The organism is Phormidesmis sp. 146-12, assembly GCF_052939495.1.
In genome coordinates, this window is the sequence record NZ_JBJPHS010000114.1 from 1 (window position 1) to 18187 (window position 18187).

The window sequence follows — 18187 nt, forward strand, 5'->3', positions numbered from 1 at the left end:
GGCGAAGGATTACGGCAAGTACAGATCAATCGACTTGTGTATACACGGTAGCCTTTAAAAAGAAGGGAAAATCAATACACAAATGGGAATTGAAATTAAGCGATCGACAAAATAACCTCAATTTGCAATCTACTGAGTCTGCCAAGAACAACGAGAACTATTAACAATTCCCCAAACCACCAGAAACAATTCTTTCATCCCTCATCCCTCCAAATTCTCTCTCACCCGACCGATTCGCAAAGAAACGTCTCATGCTAGAGTTCTGAGGTTATTGTCATCCTTCATCTTTTATGCCTTTCCCTCGATCTAGCGGCATCCTCTTGCACCCCACTTGTTTTCCTGGACGGTTTGGCATTGGCGAATTGGGTTCAGAAGCTCAGAAATTTGTAGACTTTATGGTCGATAGTGGGCAGCAGTTTTGGCAGGTGTTGCCGTTGGGGCCGACTGGGTATGGCAATTCTCCCTACTCGTCTTACTCGGCGATGGCTGGAAATCCTTTTCTGATTAGTCTCGAAGTGCTGCAAGATCAAGGCTGGCTCGAAGAATCGGATCTGTGGAACGTACCCGATTTCCCGATCGACTGGGTAGATTTCGATCGCGTCACTGCTTTCAAGCTGCCTCTATTACACAAAGCCTGCAATCAGTTCAAAACTCAGGCGACAGCCGAACAGCAGCAAAAGTTTGCCGATTTTTGTCACAGTCGAGCTTATTGGCTAGAAGACTATGCGCTGTTTATGGCGTTGAAAGATGACCACGGCGGTACAAGCTGGCACACCTGGAAGCCTGAATTAGCCAAACGCCAACCCGATGCAATGGTCGAGGCTCGCGAACGGCTGAATGCTGAAGTTTACTTCTACAAGTATGTTCAGTTTGAGTTTTTTCAACAGTGGGCTGAGGTCAAGAAGTGTGCGAACGATCGCAATATTCAAATCATTGGTGACATCCCCATCTATGTGGCTCACGATAGTTCTGATGTGTGGGCCAATCCTGAGAATTTTAGCCTGGATGAAAAGACGGGCGAAGCGGCGATGATGGCGGGCGTTCCTCCCGATTATTTTAGTGAGACGGGGCAACTGTGGGGCAATCCGGTTTACAACTGGGAGCATCTACAAGCAACGGGCTTTTCCTGGTGGATTCGGCGCTTTGAAGCCATGCTCGACTATGTGGATCTGATTCGGATTGATCATTTTCGTGGCTTTGAGGCGTATTGGGCGGTGCCCCAGGGCGAAGAGACTGCGATGAATGGCGAGTGGATCAAAGCCCCAGGCGAATACTTTTTTGAGACGCTCAATCAGAAGTTGGGCAGGTTGCCGATTTTGGCCGAAGATTTGGGCGTGATTACCCCAGAAGTGGATGCGCTGCGCGATCGCTTTGATTTCCCTGGCATGAAGATTCTGCAATTTGCCTTCGGTTCTGACCCTGGAAATCCCTTTTTGCCGTTCAATTTTGTTCGCAACTGTGTGGTCTATACCGGAACGCACGACAATGACACAACGGCTGGTTGGTATGACTCAGCATCCGATTGGGAAAAAGAGCAGCTTTATGATTATCTTGGCTGTATCAGTCCAGATGGGGTGCATTGGGATTTGATTCGTCTGGCACTGCAATCGATCGCCAATCAAGCACTCATCCCGCTTCAAGATTTGCTCGGTCTGGGCACCAATGCGCGAATGAATTTCCCAAGTACGGCAACGGGAAATTGGGGCTGGCGCTATCGAGGCGAGGCGCTCAATTCTGAAGTGAGTTACAAGCTCAAAAAGCTGACTCATTTGAATGGACGCGCTCCCGTCGTCGTTCAGTCTGCGGATGAGGAGGAGGAAGCGTAGGCTGCGATCGATCCAACAGGTCAAAGATAATCTCATAATCACCTTGAGGATTCAGTCGAGTCAGCGCTTTGAGGTAGTCTTCGGCTTCCCCGCGACGACGCAACCGAACGACGGCAATGTTTTGCAAATTGGCCAGTTTTTGAATAATGCACCACGGCGAAAGCTGATCTCGATATGTCATAGCTTCTAGAATCTGGTAATTTGGACAGGACAAGGTTGACCCAGAGGTTGCTTTGGGCGAAAAACTGTTGTGATAGAAATTCGACGAAATTTTTCGCTACGGTGATGAATGCGGGCAGCCCCCTAAATCCCCCACGAGTGAGGGACTTTGAACCGGAAATCTTGCTCAAAAGTTCCCCAGAATTATGGGGTTTGAGGCAGAAGCGCTGACTATCGAAGCCAAAAACTTGCATCGAATTCACGTTGCCTTAAGTGATTCAAAACTATGACGATTCGGCTACTTTTTTAAGTAGATTTCCGCCGCCCGGCTTCGCTGATTTTTCTAGAAGTTCTTGAGCGATCGCGTACCATTCGTCTCGCAGCGCTTTGTCTTTTTGGTCGTCACTCAACAGCTTGCCCCGACGATCGGGATATTTGTCGTAAAACTTTTCGTTGACCGATCGCACAAACTCACTGTAATCCAGCCCCAGTTCTCGGCAGCGGGTTTCTAGATAGTCGCCTCGACGCTGCTCTGCTGACGGAATTTTAGCCGGACTGGACGAAGACGCTAGTTTAGGCACCGCATTCAACAATCGCGGCACCGCCCACACGAGAACCCCAATCACCGCCCCAAACACAACGACTCGATAAACAATTTTGAGAACGCCAAAAACAGTAAATCTGACAACGCCAAAAATTCCTTTGAAGATTGCGCCCGTCATATAAGCGGTACTGCTGAGAACCCACATTGGAAATCGAAAAATATTAATTCCAGCATCTCTAGACGGATGAGTATTCACAACCGTGGTTTGTCGTCTGCGGCCCACCAATGCGATCGTATTTTGCTGCGTCAGAGAAGACACTTGAGACTGAACGGGCTGCGCCAGGTGTGGCTGAAGAACCTGTAAAACCTCCTGGGCGGATTGGTAGCGATCGCCGGGTCTATAATTCAACAAACGATTCATCACGTCGGCAAACTGAGGCGAAACGCTGACATAGCGCTGCCAAGTCCAATTCAAAGTGACGGGATCAAACAAGTCTTTGGGGTCGCGTCCCGTCAGCAACACAATGCAGGTCACCGCCAGAGAATACAAATCGCTGCTGGGATTGGCTTTACCTGTCTGGAGTTGTTCGGGGGCGGCGTAACCGGGCTTACCAACGAGCGTCTGGGACGCAACGGGTTGAGAAAGCTGGTTGGCAATGGCTCTGACAACCCCAAAATCAATGAGAACAGGCTGCTGATCGTGCGATCGCAAAATAATATTGTCAGGCGCAATGTCTCGATGAATAATCCCAATCGTATGAATGTAGGTCAACACGGGCAAAATCTGCTGCAACAGGGTGACCACTTCGGCCTCGCTAAAGGTAAATCCGCCTCGCTGACGATCGTCCAATAGCGTCTCATAGGTTTCGCCCTCGACATAATCTTGAGCCAAAAACAACAAGTCACGATCGACCGTGTGTACCTCAAACAATTCTCGAAAACGGGGAATCTGAGGATGACGAAGCTGATACAACACCCCTGCCTCTCGCGTAAACAAATCCTTGGCTTTTTGCAGCGCCGCCACTCCCTGATCTTGAGGCGCAAACTCTTTGAGAACGCAGGGTTCATTAAACCGATTAGTGTCTTGCACCAGATAAGTTCTGCCAAATCCGCCCTGTCCCAGGATGCGATCGACGCGGTATCGATTTTGAATCAGAGTGCCTGTGGGAAGCGGTGACTGCATAAGAAGGGATGAGGGATGAGGGATGAAACGGCTGGCGGATTTTTGACAGTTAGGATTTGGTCTAATTTAAGGTGAATTCGATGAAATTGTTTACTTCCTGCTGTTCGAGATATGCACGAGGGGTTGCAGCTTTAGAACGTGTCTTGAAGTCCCCTAAAATTGGCAGCTTGGGGGGCAGAAAATTTAAGTACCGAAGCGAGGAATCTCATCAAATTCACGTCTAATTAGAATAACGCTTTCCAAATTTACCATTGGTTTTTGAGTAGCGTCAGCAGAAAGGGGCGCTTTTTGCACTCGGCTTCGATGTCGTCTCAGGAATGTTGGACAATCAATGAAGAGACCTTAAGAAACAAGCCTGCCCGTGAAACGCCGCCAACTTCTCAAACAGCTTCTACAAACTTCGGGAGGACTGATCGCTGCCAGCTTTTTGGGCGGTTGTCAGTCGAAAGCGATCGACCCGTTGTTTCTCCTCAATTTGCTCAATCCTAACGATCGCCTACCTGATCACATCATCACGCCATTGAGTGAATTTTATGTGCAGTCCTACGCGCTGGCATCAAGGGTAGACGCTGAAACCTGGCAACTCAAACTGACCGGAGCCGTCAAACAGCCGATCGTCCTCAATTTTCAGGAAATTCTTGAGGCTCCGCAGGAATCGTTTTATCTGACGATGGAATGTATTGGCAATCCCGCAGGCGGCAATCTGATCGGCAACGCCCAATGGACAGGAACGCCGCTCTTACCCTTTTTGCAAAAAGCTGGAATTGATCAGGCAGCGATCGAGTTTGCCTTAAAGGGAGCCGATTTTTATGAAACCACGTTGCCAGCTTCAGAGGTGCTCCGTCCCGATGTGCGACTCGTCCATCAGATGAATGGTCAATCTCTGACCGCTGCACATGGCTATCCGGTTCGCATTTTGATTCCAGGACACTTTGGGCAAAAACAACCAAAATGGCTGGTCGAAATCGAGGCGTTGACGACCTCAAAGCGAGGCTTTTGGGAGCATCAAGGCTGGTCAAATACCGCAGAAATTCCGACCCATTCGCTGATGCGTCAGGTGCAAAACACGCGGGTCTGGAATCGTCACCATCAGGTCAATCTCAGCCGAGACGGTGAAACAGGTTGGCAAAAAGGCGTTTTGATCGCCGGAGTCGCGTTAGACAAATCTGCGCCCATTCAGTCGATCGAACTCAGTCTTGATGAAGGCAAAACCTGGCAACCCACCGATCAAAACCGTCCCGATTCTCCTCACGAATGGACGCTGTGGCGCTATCTCTGGCAACCAAACCAGCCTGGAAAATATACGCTACTCGCACGGGCAACCTCCGATCGCCAACAGCAGCCCTTAGAAGACAAAGACGGCAAAGACGGCAGTTCTGGCATTCTCAAAATTCAAGTCACACTAGACGCTTAGAATTGAGAATTAACTCACTTGCCGCCAGTTTTGATAATCTCTAGCCCCAGCGAGGCGCAAAGGAGCCACTGAGTTAATTCTTGGAACCGTTGGCTGAAACGATGGCACTAGGACGATAGCCGAAACGGTGCCTACGATCGCCATCAATGCCAATAGCCTGACGGTCATTTTGCCTGTCCATTGATACTTCATAAGTTTGAGGTAAGGACTGCCGATCGGCGACTTAGAAAACTTTCTGCAAAGATGATATTGCCGTCAAGATATCAATTCTTCGGCATTGCTAAATCGTGGGATGAATTGCCCCAAAGCGGCGGGAAACCCAAGGTTCAAAGTCGCCCAATTTTGGGGAATTTAGGGGGCGAAAAGATGGACACTTCCCACGCATTCATCCCTCCAATCAGCAACGCCCAATTCTTCTATTGGTCACCTTCTATCTGCGGGTCATTAGAAGTTCTCTTATGTAGCAATCTTGAATCATTTGTGAAAGTCTTCAAAGGGCAGGCTCTTAGCCTTTGATTGACGGCTAACCCCTAACGACCAAATTCTCACAACTCAAACAGGATAGCTATTCACTATCTATGCTAACTAATCCTCAAGGTATAGAATTGCGCGATACGATCGCCACCTACGAAGTTCCCCTGAAATCAAGAACTTAATCTTTATATAATTTGCGTGAAATCACCGTCTTCGCTCCGTGTCTTCAGGCTTCTCCTTATAAAGTGGAATGAAGGTATACGTCCGAAAAGTCATGATGGGTGAGGAAACGGGAGTGAGTCAAGGTCTCAGCCAGGAGAAGCTCAGTATTTATACTAAAGTTTCAGTAGTGATTCCTACAGTTGATCGAGCAGAAACGATCGGTGAAGCGATCGAACGAATTTTTGCAGGAACGGTTCAGCCTTTTGAAATCATTGTCGTCGATCAAAGTAAGAATGATTTGACCTACAACGCTCTATCAAAGTTCATTCAGTCTGGCAAAGTACGCTATCTCAAAGATGAAGGGTCGGGCGCTTCTAGAAGTCGAAATATTGGTTGGAGAAATGCATCTGGCGAAATTATTGCCTTCACTGATGATGATGCTCAAGTCGATTCACAGTGGTTAGAAACCATTCAGCGCACTTTTTCTCAGACGCATCTCAAAATTGGTGTTTTGGGGGGCAAAATTATTCCATCCTATGAGCAAAAAAATGCTAACTGGAGCATTCCTGAAAAGTGGGAATATCTTCTGCCTGCCTACGATCAGGGCGATCAGTTGAGCCTGTATCAAGCCGAAAATTTGCCAGCAGGGGTCAATTACTCGGTCTATCGATCGGTGCTAGAAAAGTTCTCTGGTTTTGATGAAAGTCTGGGGCCAAATGTAAGTCGAGGCATTCAAATTTATGGAGAGGATGCTGAGTTTGCTTTACGGTTACAACAAAACGGGTTCGACATTGTATATAACCCAAACTGCATTGTTCACCATCCTGTTCCTCTCAGTAGACAAACCCAAAACTTTTTAGAAAAGCGGTTGATTTCAGAAGGGGCAACCTATGTGTTTATGCAGACCAAAACCAACAGCAATTTGTGGGAATGTCTGGTAACGCTAGTCAAAAGTCTAGTCAGATATGCTCAGTGGTTTCTCAGTCGGAGAAGACAAAACGATCGACACTATCTCACCGGAAAAATCACAGCACTGCTCAAATGCGGACTGCTCAAACGACATCCAGATTCTCTCTAAACGATCGCCATACAATCAGCAAAGAACATCGGACTAAAGACGTTAGACGTTTGACATTGAACATTGGACGGAGGACGCTAAATTGAACGCTAAACGGAACCTCACTTGGATAAAGTTTCCTCACTTCGCTGTCTAAGACTTCTACCCGCCAACCTCCCAATTCTAGAGACTTTCAGAGGAGACTTCTGGTTCAATGTCTTTCATAAGCGGGGGAACTTATGGAGCATTCTTCCTATGTCCAACGTCTTCAGTTCCATGTCTAAAGTTTCCTCGACCTGATAGGTTGCAGTTGTAAATTTAGAAAGCCCGGAGATTTTTTACCCGGCGTTGCTGATTGGAGGGATGAATGCGTGGGAAGTGTCCATCTTTTCGCCCCCTAAATCCCCAAAATTGGGGAACTTTGAACCTTGGGGTTTCCGCCGCTTTGGGGCAATTCATTCCCTGATTCAGCAACGTTTTTTACCCTAACGGCTAGGGGTTGAATTGTTTCCATTGAAGACAAGGGAGGCAGGTAAGGGCGATCGTTCTCCTATGGTGTAGCCTCGCGATCGAATCAGTTTCTGTAAATGTGCGACTCGATGTTTGGAGGGGGGATGGGTGGCCAAAATTGCGGTTAAGTGCGATCGTTCTTTTTGCCCCATTCGCTCAAAAAAGTCGGTGGCTCCGGCGACCTGTCCATAAGTGGCTTGCAGCAGGGTCAGACCTAATTCGTCGGCTTGCGTTTCTTGGCGTTGAGAAAATCTGGCTTGACTGAGTGCAACTGCACTAGAAGTGGCGATCGACTGCAACGATCCGGCATCTCCCACAAAGACAGAGAATGCTAACTGTAGCAGTAATCCCTGTCCAATTCCCCGAAGGTGATCACGATGGGCAAAGTGTCCCAATTCATGTCCCAAAATCATCATCAACTCATTCTCAGATTTGACTTCTTTGAGTAACCCCTGATAGATAAGAATACGATCGCCAGGGATAGCTGCTGCATTGATCGTTGGTTCTGGAATGTATAAAACTTGATAATCGCGTTTTTGATCGCTGGACTGTTTTGCTTTGAGGCGATCGAGCAGTTGGTTGAGGGTGTCTTGAGTGGGCGAAGGTTGAGATAGTTTCTCGTAAGTTGGGACAATCAGCGCTCCCAGTCTCTGCTCGACACTAGGCGGAATCCACCAAACGATCGCATTCACCAGCGCTGACATTGACCAAAAGCCAACCAAAATAACGCTGAACATCAAAGCCGCCAGTTTGAGCAGTTGGGGGCTTGATGGGGGAGGATTGCGATCGCTGTAAGCGGCCGTACCAGGGGCAAGTTTGATTGGAGGCATAGCACGTCAGGTTAGTTATTGCTCTTGACAGGTCGAAAAGGCTGCAAAAAGTTGAGCAACTGATGCAGGTGACGCGACTGAACCCACAAGCGACCTTTGCCACTAAAGCGACAGACTAACCCCTCCCCGCCAAAGAGTCCGGTTCTCAGTCCCCTAAAGGATAAGCCACCCATCATTTCAACCTGATAGCTCAACGTGTCTTCAAAGGCGGCAACATAGCCCGTGTCCACAACATAAGAGCCGTCTACCGGAATTTCGAGAACTGCTCCGTAGGAACTGAACCAGAGATCACCCGTGCCGCTGGCTTTAATCAAAAAGAGCGATTCGCCACTAAAAAAGCCTTTCATACCCTGAAATTTTGTGTCAAGCGTGACGGTTGGGCTACAGGCCACAAATCCAGATGACTGCACCATCAGAGCATTGCCGTTGAGAGCATAGTGTTTTAGATCGCCCGGTACGCCAGGGGAAACCAAGAGATCACCCGATCGCTGCTTGGCGGTAAATTCGCTGACAAACAAGGACTCGCCGCCTATCATGCGACCCAGGCTTTTCATCAGTCCGCCTTGCATTTTGGACTTCATCTGAATGCAGCTATCCATTGCGGCCAGGGCACCTGACTCAACGAGGACGGTTTGATCAGGTCGAAGTTTGAGTTTCAAAGAGGCATACGCGGGAGCGTGTTGGATATCGTAGGCGATTGGGTTGGACATAGAGGGATGAGGGATGAGGGATGAGGGAGAACGTAGGTTGATTAGCGGGCGGGTAGCTGACTGCCGATCGTGCGTCCAAATGCGCTGGGGTTGTGGGTTTGGCAGAAGAGGCGACCTTTGCCTTGAAAGCGGCAGACTAGACCTTCTCCGCCCATCAGGGTGCCTAGCCAGCTTTTGTTGACTCTGGTAATGGAGAAGTTTAGGCTTTGCTCAAAGGCGACGATGTGACCGGTATCGACAATGTATTCGCCATCGACTTCGATTTCGTAGATGCCGCCAAACGAGCTGAGGAGAATTAGCCCCTGACCTGTGACGTTGAGCCAGAAAATTGACTCGCCCGAAAAGACGGACTTGAAGCCTTGGAATCCCAGTTCTATATCGACTCCAGGTGTGCTGGCGAGGTAGCCTGTTGATTGCACGATCAATCCGGTGGAGGTGAGTTGGTAGGGGAGAATGTCGCCAATTAGCTTGGGGGCTAGATAAACTTTACCTGCGCTGGTGCCCGATCGAAACACGCTCAAAAATAGCGACTCGCCGGCCACCATCCGTTTGAGTCCGCCCAACAGTCCGCCGCCTTTGCCCTTTCTGAGCGTGGTGCTGACGTTGAAAAATCCGCTCATGGCAACCATTGATCCGGCTTCGGCGACCAGTTCTTCTTGAGGATCGAGATCAATTTTGGCGATCGAACTATCGGGTTGATGTAAAACTTCGACTTGCATGGGTTTCCTTAAATGTGTGGGTCGATCAGACACGAATTGCTAACGCACTTTAGTTCGCAAAAACCGCACCAGCCCGCCAATACTGCGAGATTGAAGGTAGATTTCTCCTTGTCCAGAGAGCCGATTCACCAGCCCTTCTCCAGAGGTGACGGAGCCAATCAGACCACCTGATAAGCCGACTTTCATTTGAATGCCAGGGTCGTATGCCACGAGATGCCCCGAATCGACAATAAAATCACCTTTGATCTGCTGTTTGGTCAGACCGCCGTAGGCTCCAAAGAAAACGAGTCCGTTGCCGCTCAACTTGAGTTTGAACAATCCCTCACCCGCCAGCCAACTCGAAAACCCTGCCCAATGTACGCTCATTTTTACGCCTCCGGCATGGGCAATATAGGCACCGGGTTGAAAGCAAATTTCGCGGCCTTTCAGTTCTAAAGCCAGCATGTCGCCGATCATCGACTGCGTTAGCACCAATTCCAGAGGCTTTTGAGTGGGATTGGTAAACTTGTTGACAAACAAAGACTCGCCCCCAAAAAACTTTCTGACTAGGGCTGGAATCAAGCCACCCGAAAACTCAGTTTGTATTGACAATTGGGCTGCCATACTGGCCATGGCTCCTGATTCTGCGGTTAGGCTTTCTCCAGGGTTGAGCGTGACAAAGACAGCAGCAAAAGCGGGCTTGTAGCGGATATCGTATCTCACAGCGATTTCCCTGCGATGAAGGTTATTTTGTCGTCAGTGTGCCCCGATCGCTTGCACTGATCACGACTGTTGATAGCAACCAGAAAAGGGGCGATCGTTCCGCATAAATTTGCAGAAGATCAGACCTTCTTTTTTAGGATGCCTTTGCGATGTGCAACTAATTCGCCCTCATCCCAACCCTTCTCCCCAGGGTGGTTTCATACAAGGAAAAAATAGTGAGGATTTTTGATTCCTTCGTTGAGGTTCGCTCAAAGTTGCGAACGCTACGCGCCACAAAGTGTTCGCAGAGACTGAACAATCAGGCTTCCGGGTTTCCTTTTGGTGTACGAAACCACCCTGCTCCAAAGTGATTCAAGAGGGATACTTCCTCGTGCAACAGAACAAAGTTCTCCCTCATCCCTACCAAATCCCCCGCTTTCCAGACGGTCTGACCGTCATCCAATTCGTTCGAGCCATCGCCAACTGTTCGGGGGTGAGCTTTGCCCCAGTCAGATTAGCCCCACAAAGATTGGCTCCCCGCAGGTTGGCATTGAGCAGATAGGCACCACTGAGATCGGCCCCCCGCAGGTCGGCTCCTTCTAAATCAGCATTATTAAGATAAGCCTTAATCATATTGGCATCTCGCAAATTGGCTCGACCGAGGTTTGCCCGCCCAAAGTCTGTGCCCAACAGGTTTGCCCCTTGCAGGTTGACCCGGCTCAAGTTTCCCTGATGAAAGACCGCTCCTGATAAGTTGACCCGTGGCAAAATCAGCGCTGCCAGATCATAGGAGGCAAAATCGCGCTTGCCCTTGCTGTAGTAGCTTTGTAGGCTCTGAGAATCCAGCTTTTGAGGTGCTTTTGTCTGTTCTCCAGAGGTGCCCGTCCGCCCGCTAGAGTCGCGATTTTTGGTGCCCATGCCCGAAGGTTTGGCGGCCATGACCCGATTGCGAGCAGCACCCGACTGCAAACTAGTCGATTCAGTGCGGCTTTGTCGAGCGCGGATGGCCATCGCAGCACGAGCGGCCGGCGAGGAAGAAGGCTGGGAGTCAGGCTCCGATCGCTCAATCCCCCGGTGTCCGGGTCTGGGATTGACGCTATTCATACTGTTGGCGAGGCTGTCGAGATACGGCTCCAAATCCAGCGCCCGAAAGATATCATTGGCGTTTTGATAGCGGTGACGCACCGAGACTTCCAGCATTTTCTTTAAGACGCTGGCAAAGTGATCGCTGACTTGGACTTGCTTTTGCCAGACGAGTTCACCCGTTGCGGGGTCGTAATCCAAATCCTTGGGCGACTTTCCGGTGAGTAGATAAATGCAGGTAACACCAAGCGCGTAGATATCACTGGCATAGACCGGACGCATCGCCATCTGCTCCGGTGGGGCAAAGCCGGGAGTGCCGATCGCATAAGAAGTCAAAGCAGTCTGTTCAGAGAGACTTGCAGAGGCGGCGTTGACCTGATTTTTGACGGCTCCAAAGTCGATGAGGACAAGTTTACAATCGTGCGATCGCCGAATCAGATTGGCAGGCTTGATGTCACGGTGAATGACTTGATGGCTATGAATATATTGCAGAACAGGCAAAAGTTCGCTGAGAAACTGCTTGACCCCAGCTTCACTAAAAGGCTGTCCCGATCGCTTAATCTCTTGCTGAAGGGTTGCCCCACTAATATATTCTTGAACTAGATAAAATTCTTGGCTGGCATCAAAATAGTCAAGCAGGCGAGGGATCTGGGGATGATTGCCAATTCTACCCAGGGTTTCGGCTTCTCGCTGAAAGAGTTCTCGTGCCATTTCCAACACATGGGGAGCCGTCGCCGTCGGGCGCAATTGCTTGATCACGCAGTTAGGCTGTCCGGGCAAAGATTCGTCCCGCGCCAAAAAAGTAGCCCCAAAGCCGCCCTGACCCAATGCATGTAGAATTCGATAGCGATCGCGGAGCAATAGCTTTGAACCACAAGCCTGACACAGTTCAGCGTGGAGTAGATTTTCAGGATGGGAACAGAGTGGATTCAGGCAGTAGCTCATTCGGCATTACCCGTGTTGGTGGTGACTACTGGGATATTGCTACCCTACCCTTATTATCTGGGCATGGACGATATAAAGTAGTGTGAATTGTGCCGCAAATCTTTGAAGAATTGCTAAAGTTGCTTGCTGGTGATTTAGGTAGTGAGGATTTGACGATATTCAGATTTCCATCTTTAGGAAGACTCCTAATCATAGAGAATACCCAGAAATTTAGGGTCTGCAAACAACCATACCGCGAACTTTCCTCCAGTGATTGGCTGGTTTTTGGTAATTAGAGATCTTAAAGGCAATCGCTAGGAGCAGAAAGTCACCTAGATAACACAGGTTAAAGTTGTGTCGTTCTGGCAGTCTGGGCGACGATCGTGCTCCTCATTCGATCACTTGCTTCCGTCATCTATTAATGAATACTTCCACTCAAGCGAATTTCCGCACGGTTAGAGAAAGTTGACTTTATTTTCAATAGGGCCGGCTCAAAAGCAGGGGTCTATTTTGGAAGGATGTCAGCAAATTCAATGAGGTCTTTTTATTTTGCTCCGCTTTAAATAATCGAGGCTTGACAGTTCACAAAGTAACGTCACTTTAGAACTGACTGAGGATGAATAGATCGATCGGGACGAGTCTGCAAAATTCCGCTTTGCTCCCTCCTTGAGCGGTAGAATGATTCAGATTGACATCGGTCAAATTGGCACATCAAAAGCAAGCTACATGCGTATTTCTTTGAACTGGCTGCGCGAACTCGTGGATATTTCTCTGACTCCGGAGGCGTTGGCGGATCGGCTGACGATGGCGGGGTTTGAGGTCGAAGAGATTGAAGACCGACGCACCTGGGCAAATGGGGTCGTCGTCGGTAAAGTGCTGGAGCGAGATCCTCATCCCAATGCCGATCGCTTGAGTGTGTGTCAGGTTGATATTGGAGCGGGAACGCCGTCTACGATCGTCTGTGGTGCGGCTAATGTACGGGCTGGCGTTTATGTCCCGGTGGCGACGTTGGGCACTTATTTACCCAAAGTTGATCTAAAGATCAAGCCAGCCAAACTGCGGGGCGTTGCCTCGGAGGGTATGATCTGTTCGCTGTCAGAGTTGGGGTTGACTAAGGAATCTGAGGGAATTCACATTTTTGAGGACGCGAACACCTCTGGTGCAGAAAGCCTGAGCGTTGGCAGCGATGTGCGTCCTTTATTAGGGTTGGATGATGTCATTCTCGATCTGACTTCGACCGCTAATCGGGCGGATGCGTTGAGTATGGTTGGGGTGGCGCGAGAAGTGGCCGCTTTGACGGGAGCCACGCTGAGACTTCCAGAAGCGGCGGAGCCGACGATTCGATCTGGGGGCAATTTAGCGGTCAAGGTTTCAGATTCTCAGGCTTGCCCGACTTATATTGGGACGGCGATCGAGGGCGTAAAAATTGCCCCTTCTCCTCTATGGCTACAACAGCGCCTTCAATCGGCAGGCATTCGTCCGATCAGTAACGTTGTCGATGCGACCAACTACATTCTGTTGGAATGGGGACAGCCGCTTCATGCCTTTGATGGCGATCAATTAATGTCGGTTGCAGGAAGTGAGAAGCTGGCAATTGGAATCCGGTTTGCTCAGTCGGGTGAATCGCTGAAGACGCTAGATGGACAAACCAGAACGCTTCAAGAACAAACGCTGGTGATCACCGCAAACAATCACCCTGTGGCCCTCGCGGGTGTGATGGGAGGTGCCGACACCGAAGTAGGCGAAGGAACGCAGAATTTGATGCTGGAGGCGGCTTTGTTTGATTCGGCGATCGTTCGGCGATCGGCGCGTTCTCAAGGGATGCGGACGGAAGCATCGGCGCGGTATGAACGGGGAGTCAATGTGGCAGAGCTAGAAACTGCCTGTCGTCGAGCTTTACAGCTAATTACACAACTCGCGGGTGGAGCGGTGGTCGCTCAAGAAAAGGCCGATGCGCGTCAGGATGAAACTCGGACGATCGCCCTGCGGCTAGAGCGCGTCAATCAAGTGTTGGGCATGGTGGATTTAGGAGAGGAACTGGGCGATCTTCAGGTCAAAGATATTGAGAAAACCCTGACGGCGCTGGGCTGTCAACTGGCTTCCACAAATAAGCCGGAAGTCTGGAATGTCACCGTTCCGCCCTACCGCAGTCGAGATTTGGAGCGGGAGATTGACCTGATCGAGGAGATTGCGCGGCTGTATGGCTACGACAATTTTTGTGACACGTTGCCTGCCAAAAGTGAACCGGGATTTTTGTCGATCGAACAGGTGATCACCCGCAAACTTCGCGAAGCTTTGAGAGGAGCAGGTTTGACGGAGCTAATTCACTACTCGCTGGGCAAGCCGGGAGCCGATCGAGAAGTCGTGCTGGCAAATCCCTTGTTCACTGAATATTCTGCTCTACGGACTGATTTGATTGCTGGCTTGATCACCGCTTTTCAGTACAACTTAGAGCAGGGCAACGGGGCGCTGAATGGTTTTGAAGTGGGGCATGTGTTCTTTTGTGAAGAAGACGGATTGACTGAAGCCGAATTCATCGCCGGGATTTTGGGGGGCGACCCAACGGAGGGCAAATGGGTTCGGAGTGGACGCGAGCAGCCTTTGACGTGGTTTGAGGCAAAAGGCTTGCTGGATGCGGTCTTTAAGCGAGTCGGATTGGCGGTGGAATATCAGCCCGATCGCCGTGATCCCCGCCTGCATCCGGGTCGGACAGCTTCTCTGTGGGTGCGGGGCAATCGATTGGGAACCTTTGGACAACTCCATCCTCAATTGCGTCAAGAACGCGATCTGCCCGATGAGGTTTACGTCTTTCAGCTAGATTTGAATGTGGCGATCGACCAGTTAGATCAAGACGAAGCGCTGATTCCCATTTTTCAGCCTTACTCAACTTATCCGCCGTCCGATCGCGATCTGGCTTTCTACGTGTCTACCGATGTGTTGGTGGCTGACTTGGAGCGATCGATGGTCAAAGCCAGCGGCAGACTGCTCGAATCGGTGACCTTGTTTGATGAATATCGGGGCGATCGGGTTCCAGAAGGACAGCGTAGTTTGGCGTTTCGGTTGGTGTATCGAGCGGACGATCGCACCCTCACTGATGAAGATATCGAGCCAGTGCATCAAAAAGTCCGAGAAGCACTAGTCGAAAAATTTCGCGTAGAACTGAGAAGTTAGGAATCAAGTTAGGAATCAAGTTAGGAATTAGAGCCATGCCCAAGTATGTGATGTGGGGAAGCTACTGTGAGGATGTTCTCGAAAAGCGATCACCCTACCGTCAGGCTCATTTAGATGGCTTGGCGAAGCAAAAGGAAACTGGAGTGTTGATGACGATCGGGCCTACCAAAGATGTCACCAAAGTTTTTGCGCTCTACGAAGCTAACGATGAAGCAACAGTGCGTCAGTTAGTCGAGTCTGACCCCTACTGGCAAAACGGCATCTGGACAGAATACGACGTAAAAGAATGGATTCAAGCGATCTAAGCCTAAAGAAACGTGAATTCGATGAAATCTTTCGCTGCGGTTGTGAATCCAGGTAGCCCCCTAAATCCCCCACGAGTGAGGGACTTTGAACCCAAAATCTTGTCTAAAAGTCCCCCAATTTTGGGGGGTTGGGGGGCAGAAGCGCTGAAGAACGAAGCAAAAAAACCTCATCGAATTCACGTTAAAGAAATGGCTGTTTTGGCTTTTTAAAAACAGCTACAAAAATGCTTCTGCTAAATGAGTTCTTACAACTTTTGCAACAATTTCAATACACATAACGCATCCTTGAGAACGATTTTTGCCTGCGACGAGAGTGGCTTCAGTTCCTTCCATTCATCGTTGTAGTCTGCACTATTGCGATCAAGCCTTAACCGCTTGAGAATGTTCGCAATCGTCAGACAATTTCCATTCCGTTTTCCTTTTTCCTGAAAAACACGAATCACTGTTGCGTGAACGCTGGAATCCTTACATTCAGTAAGTTCAACATTTTTCTCAATATTGATTAGATAATTCCTTGCACTGCAAAAAGCCGAGTAGTAGGATCTGCTAACGCAGCAACGATATTGTGCTTCACAAAGCAACAACTTCGCTGGATTATCCCTACATAACTCGGCTTCATCAAACAACGCTTGTGCAACGGTTAAGTAACTTGTCCAATCGAAGCTCATTCAAAATCCAATTTGATGCATAAGTGAGTACTCACCTCAAAAGAGTCATTCAGAAACACTGCATCTTCTAAAGCGGTAAATTTCTCGTAAATCTGCTCGACCTCACCTGATTTCGCTACAACAGATAGAACAAGCAGTTTAAGCTGAGAATCTTCTGGATCTTGAGAAACGCGCAATTTGAGAAGATTACTAGAGAAGTACTCCCCAATTTTTTTATGAGCTTCAATTAAAAAATTAGCTACATCCTGATGCTCTTTCAAGAATGCCAGTACAGTTTTACGGTCTTCTAACCAATATTTGTCAAGAATACTGGCAAGATTGAGTCTTGAGCGCGGGACTTGCTGAAGTGCCAAACTTTTCTCAGCTATCGAAATTAGACTAGCTCCTATGTTTGTCAGCTTTGACAGCGCTCTAATGCCAGCCTCGCTAGATTTAGGGATCTTCCTTGCAGCCAGCAAGACCTCTTCCTTCCCACAGAACAAAAATTGATCGCCTCTAGACGCGCCTTTTACTTGAGGATACTTTGCGTTTCTGTTCGTTACCATAGCTTTATCCTCAGTCTGTGTATGGCTCTAGATAAGGGATACTTGCTTTTTCCAGCATAGACCGGATCGCTTGTGTTTTCTCTTTAGCTCTTAGAATCTGCTCAAGAAGAACATCTAAGCCGGATTGATCCAGCGCTGTATAAAATTCTTTCTGTCCTGTCGCATCGCGATACGTAATTCTCAGTGTGTGCGTCGCAAACATAGCAACTATCCCCCGCTCTACTTCATCCTGAAAAATCGGACGAGCATCAGTCACGATACGGGCATCCGCGAGAATTCGCTCACTCTCAATACGTAACTCCAATGTCTTAGCAATGGTTCTAAAGATCCCATCTGCTCTCAGTAGTTCATGAATTCGTCTTCTGAACCGAGCTACTTGATCATCGGAATAGTCAGAAGTCTCTTCACAATCGAAAAGATCAGTTTCTAGCGTCATAACAAGGTTGTCTATGAACGCACCCCCCCTTCCATTCAAATGCATTTGGAGGGAAACAACCATTTGAGTAATCTCTTCCAAGTTTTCGAGGTCGATTCCCTTAACTTCAGCCGCCAACGCGATCGCCGCTGCCTCTACGCTGGATGCGGGGGAAACTTTACTGATAGCATTCAGGATCGCCCTAAAGACTTCATCCTCAACGTCAATCAGGGATTTAGCTCCTCGAAGGTATTCTTCTGGAATGTTCAAATCAGGCATATTACTCTCGTTATCTCGTCTTTAACTTTTGATCCGTGACAGCGACTTTAGACCCTCCAAACATTTCAAAGCCGCTCTACACCGCTCAAAAATAGCTGCTTCTAGCGGTGACCTAACCGCAAGTTAATCCAAAAGATGCTGTAATTGGATGGCCCACTTGAAAGTATCTGCTTTCTCTGGCTCAACCACCAAATTAACATCGATTAGTCATAGTCGCATTACCATTTCTACCCATCCAGAAATCAGGGTTATGCGTTAAAGGTATAACGATTCGATAGATTGTGTACTGCCAAAGGTCTGACTACCGAATCAATGCCATTTCCCAGTGTGAGAAAAATTTAGTTGAGGGGGAATCAGAACGTTCTGCGATCGCCACTCCATCAGTCCACGTTCCCAAACTCAGAAGGTCACTTTGTAAAGCTGAAACAGTTCGCCGGGTAGAGTTCTGGAGATCTTGCCGCCGACGGATTGGATTGCTTTTCGCCAGTCGGTGAGCGGTTCTAAAAACACTTCTGTACCGAGATAGGT

General features: G+C 48.9%; 16 protein-coding genes. 5 read left to right on the forward strand and 11 right to left on the reverse strand.

The features are described from left to right. Nucleotides 1–290: 290 nt before the first annotated feature. Nucleotides 291–1826 carry a 4-alpha-glucanotransferase gene (malQ, locus tag ACKFKF_RS29125; RefSeq protein ID WP_446870870.1) on the forward strand — a complete coding sequence of 512 codons (1536 nt, stop codon included), beginning with the start codon at nt 291–293 and terminating at the stop codon, nt 1824–1826. Here the strand turns inward: malQ and ACKFKF_RS29130 are convergent. Together ACKFKF_RS29130 and ACKFKF_RS29135 are read right to left on the reverse strand one after the other, a co-directional pair. After that, nucleotides 1753–2007, reverse strand: a complete 255-nt coding sequence (locus tag ACKFKF_RS29130; protein ID WP_446870871.1) for a hypothetical protein — start codon at nt 2005–2007, stop codon at nt 1753–1755. The two genes, malQ and ACKFKF_RS29130, sit on opposite strands and share 74 nt — an antisense overlap. 262 nt (nt 2008–2269) lie before the next feature. Further along, entirely contained in the window at nt 2270–3712 is a 1443-nt protein-coding gene (locus ACKFKF_RS29135; RefSeq protein WP_446870873.1) for a protein kinase domain-containing protein, read from the reverse strand. 361 nt (nt 3713–4073) lie between these two features. Here ACKFKF_RS29135 and ACKFKF_RS29140 point away from each other — a divergent pair, with 361 nt between their 5' ends. Then, nucleotides 4074–5126: a molybdopterin-dependent oxidoreductase gene (locus ACKFKF_RS29140; protein ID WP_446857017.1), complete on the forward strand. Its 1053-nt coding sequence runs from the start codon at nt 4074–4076 to the stop codon at nt 5124–5126. A gap of 9 nt (nt 5127–5135) precedes the next feature. On the opposite strand, the gene ACKFKF_RS29145 is transcribed toward ACKFKF_RS29140, so the two are convergent. Continuing rightward, entirely contained in the window at nt 5136–5318 is a 183-nt protein-coding gene (locus ACKFKF_RS29145; protein WP_446870874.1) for a hypothetical protein, read from the reverse strand. A gap of 532 nt (nt 5319–5850) precedes the next feature. On the opposite strand from ACKFKF_RS29145, the gene ACKFKF_RS29150 reads away from it, so the two are divergent. Next, the gene (locus ACKFKF_RS29150; RefSeq protein ID WP_446870875.1) at nt 5851–6840 is read left to right on the forward strand and encodes a glycosyltransferase family 2 protein; all 990 of its coding nucleotides are present in this window, start codon (nt 5851–5853) and stop codon (nt 6838–6840) included. A 464-nt stretch (nt 6841–7304) separates the two neighbouring features. On the opposite strand, the gene ACKFKF_RS29155 is transcribed toward ACKFKF_RS29150, so the two are convergent. The 5 genes from ACKFKF_RS29155 to ACKFKF_RS29175 form a co-directional block, all read right to left on the reverse strand. After that, the gene (locus ACKFKF_RS29155; RefSeq protein WP_446870876.1) at nt 7305–8159 is read right to left on the reverse strand and encodes a M48 family metallopeptidase; all 855 of its coding nucleotides are present in this window, start codon (nt 8157–8159) and stop codon (nt 7305–7307) included. Nucleotides 8160–8170: 11 nt separating this feature from the next. Then, the gene (locus ACKFKF_RS29160) at nt 8171–8869 is read right to left on the reverse strand and encodes a TIGR00266 family protein (RefSeq protein WP_446857013.1); all 699 of its coding nucleotides are present in this window, start codon (nt 8867–8869) and stop codon (nt 8171–8173) included. A gap of 41 nt (nt 8870–8910) precedes the next feature. Continuing rightward, the gene (locus ACKFKF_RS29165) at nt 8911–9588 is read right to left on the reverse strand and encodes a TIGR00266 family protein (RefSeq protein ID WP_446870877.1); all 678 of its coding nucleotides are present in this window, start codon (nt 9586–9588) and stop codon (nt 8911–8913) included. A 39-nt stretch (nt 9589–9627) separates the two neighbouring features. Beyond that, nucleotides 9628–10290 (reverse strand): TIGR00266 family protein, encoded by a 663-nt coding sequence (locus ACKFKF_RS29170; RefSeq protein WP_446870878.1) that lies wholly within the window; start codon nt 10288–10290, stop codon nt 9628–9630. 399 nt (nt 10291–10689) lie between these two features. Continuing rightward, nucleotides 10690–12297 (reverse strand): protein kinase domain-containing protein, encoded by a 1608-nt coding sequence (locus ACKFKF_RS29175; protein ID WP_446857010.1) that lies wholly within the window; start codon nt 12295–12297, stop codon nt 10690–10692. Nucleotides 12298–12954: 657 nt separating this feature from the next. On the opposite strand from ACKFKF_RS29175, the gene pheT reads away from it, so the two are divergent. Together pheT and ACKFKF_RS29185 are read left to right on the forward strand one after the other, a co-directional pair. Then, entirely contained in the window at nt 12955–15447 is a 2493-nt protein-coding gene (gene pheT, locus ACKFKF_RS29180; RefSeq protein WP_446870880.1) for a phenylalanine--tRNA ligase subunit beta, read from the forward strand. 35 nt (nt 15448–15482) lie between these two features. After that, nucleotides 15483–15752: a YciI family protein gene (locus tag ACKFKF_RS29185; protein WP_446857008.1), complete on the forward strand. Its 270-nt coding sequence runs from the start codon at nt 15483–15485 to the stop codon at nt 15750–15752. Between the two features lie 245 nt (nt 15753–15997). Here ACKFKF_RS29185 and ACKFKF_RS29190 read toward each other — a convergent pair whose 3' ends face one another. The 3 genes from ACKFKF_RS29190 to ACKFKF_RS29200 are packed head-to-tail and all read right to left on the reverse strand — an operon-like array spanning nt 15998 to nt 17659. Then, nucleotides 15998–16420 carry a HEPN domain-containing protein gene (locus ACKFKF_RS29190; protein ID WP_446870881.1) on the reverse strand — a complete coding sequence of 141 codons (423 nt, stop codon included), beginning with the start codon at nt 16418–16420 and terminating at the stop codon, nt 15998–16000. Continuing rightward, nucleotides 16417–16965: a hypothetical protein gene (locus tag ACKFKF_RS29195; RefSeq protein ID WP_446870882.1), complete on the reverse strand. Its 549-nt coding sequence runs from the start codon at nt 16963–16965 to the stop codon at nt 16417–16419. The genes ACKFKF_RS29190 and ACKFKF_RS29195 overlap by 4 nt, the downstream gene beginning before the upstream one ends. A 10-nt stretch (nt 16966–16975) precedes the next feature. Beyond that, nucleotides 16976–17659, reverse strand: a complete 684-nt coding sequence (locus ACKFKF_RS29200) for a hypothetical protein (RefSeq protein ID WP_446870883.1) — start codon at nt 17657–17659, stop codon at nt 16976–16978. Nucleotides 17660–18187: the final 528 nt, after the last annotated feature.

Coding starts and splice junctions, on each gene's coding strand:
- malQ (WP_446870870.1), top strand. CDS start 291: ATGCCTTTCCCTCGATCTAGCGGCATCCTCTTGCACCCCACTTGTTTT.
- ACKFKF_RS29130 (WP_446870871.1), bottom strand. CDS start 2,007: ATGACATATCGAGATCAGCTTTCGCCGTGGTGCATTATTCAAAAACTG.
- ACKFKF_RS29135 (WP_446870873.1), bottom strand. CDS start 3,712: ATGCAGTCACCGCTTCCCACAGGCACTCTGATTCAAAATCGATACCGC.
- ACKFKF_RS29145 (WP_446870874.1), bottom strand. CDS start 5,318: ATGAAGTATCAATGGACAGGCAAAATGACCGTCAGGCTATTGGCATTG.
- ACKFKF_RS29150 (WP_446870875.1), top strand. CDS start 5,851: ATGAAGGTATACGTCCGAAAAGTCATGATGGGTGAGGAAACGGGAGTG.
- ACKFKF_RS29155 (WP_446870876.1), bottom strand. CDS start 8,159: ATGCCTCCAATCAAACTTGCCCCTGGTACGGCCGCTTACAGCGATCGC.
- ACKFKF_RS29160 (WP_446857013.1), bottom strand. CDS start 8,869: ATGTCCAACCCAATCGCCTACGATATCCAACACGCTCCCGCGTATGCC.
- ACKFKF_RS29165 (WP_446870877.1), bottom strand. CDS start 9,588: ATGCAAGTCGAAGTTTTACATCAACCCGATAGTTCGATCGCCAAAATT.
- ACKFKF_RS29175 (WP_446857010.1), bottom strand. CDS start 12,297: ATGAGCTACTGCCTGAATCCACTCTGTTCCCATCCTGAAAATCTACTC.
- pheT (WP_446870880.1), top strand. CDS start 12,955: ATGATTCAGATTGACATCGGTCAAATTGGCACATCAAAAGCAAGCTAC.
- ACKFKF_RS29185 (WP_446857008.1), top strand. CDS start 15,483: ATGCCCAAGTATGTGATGTGGGGAAGCTACTGTGAGGATGTTCTCGAA.
- ACKFKF_RS29190 (WP_446870881.1), bottom strand. CDS start 16,420: ATGAGCTTCGATTGGACAAGTTACTTAACCGTTGCACAAGCGTTGTTT.
- ACKFKF_RS29195 (WP_446870882.1), bottom strand. CDS start 16,965: ATGGTAACGAACAGAAACGCAAAGTATCCTCAAGTAAAAGGCGCGTCT.
- ACKFKF_RS29200 (WP_446870883.1), bottom strand. CDS start 17,659: ATGCCTGATTTGAACATTCCAGAAGAATACCTTCGAGGAGCTAAATCC.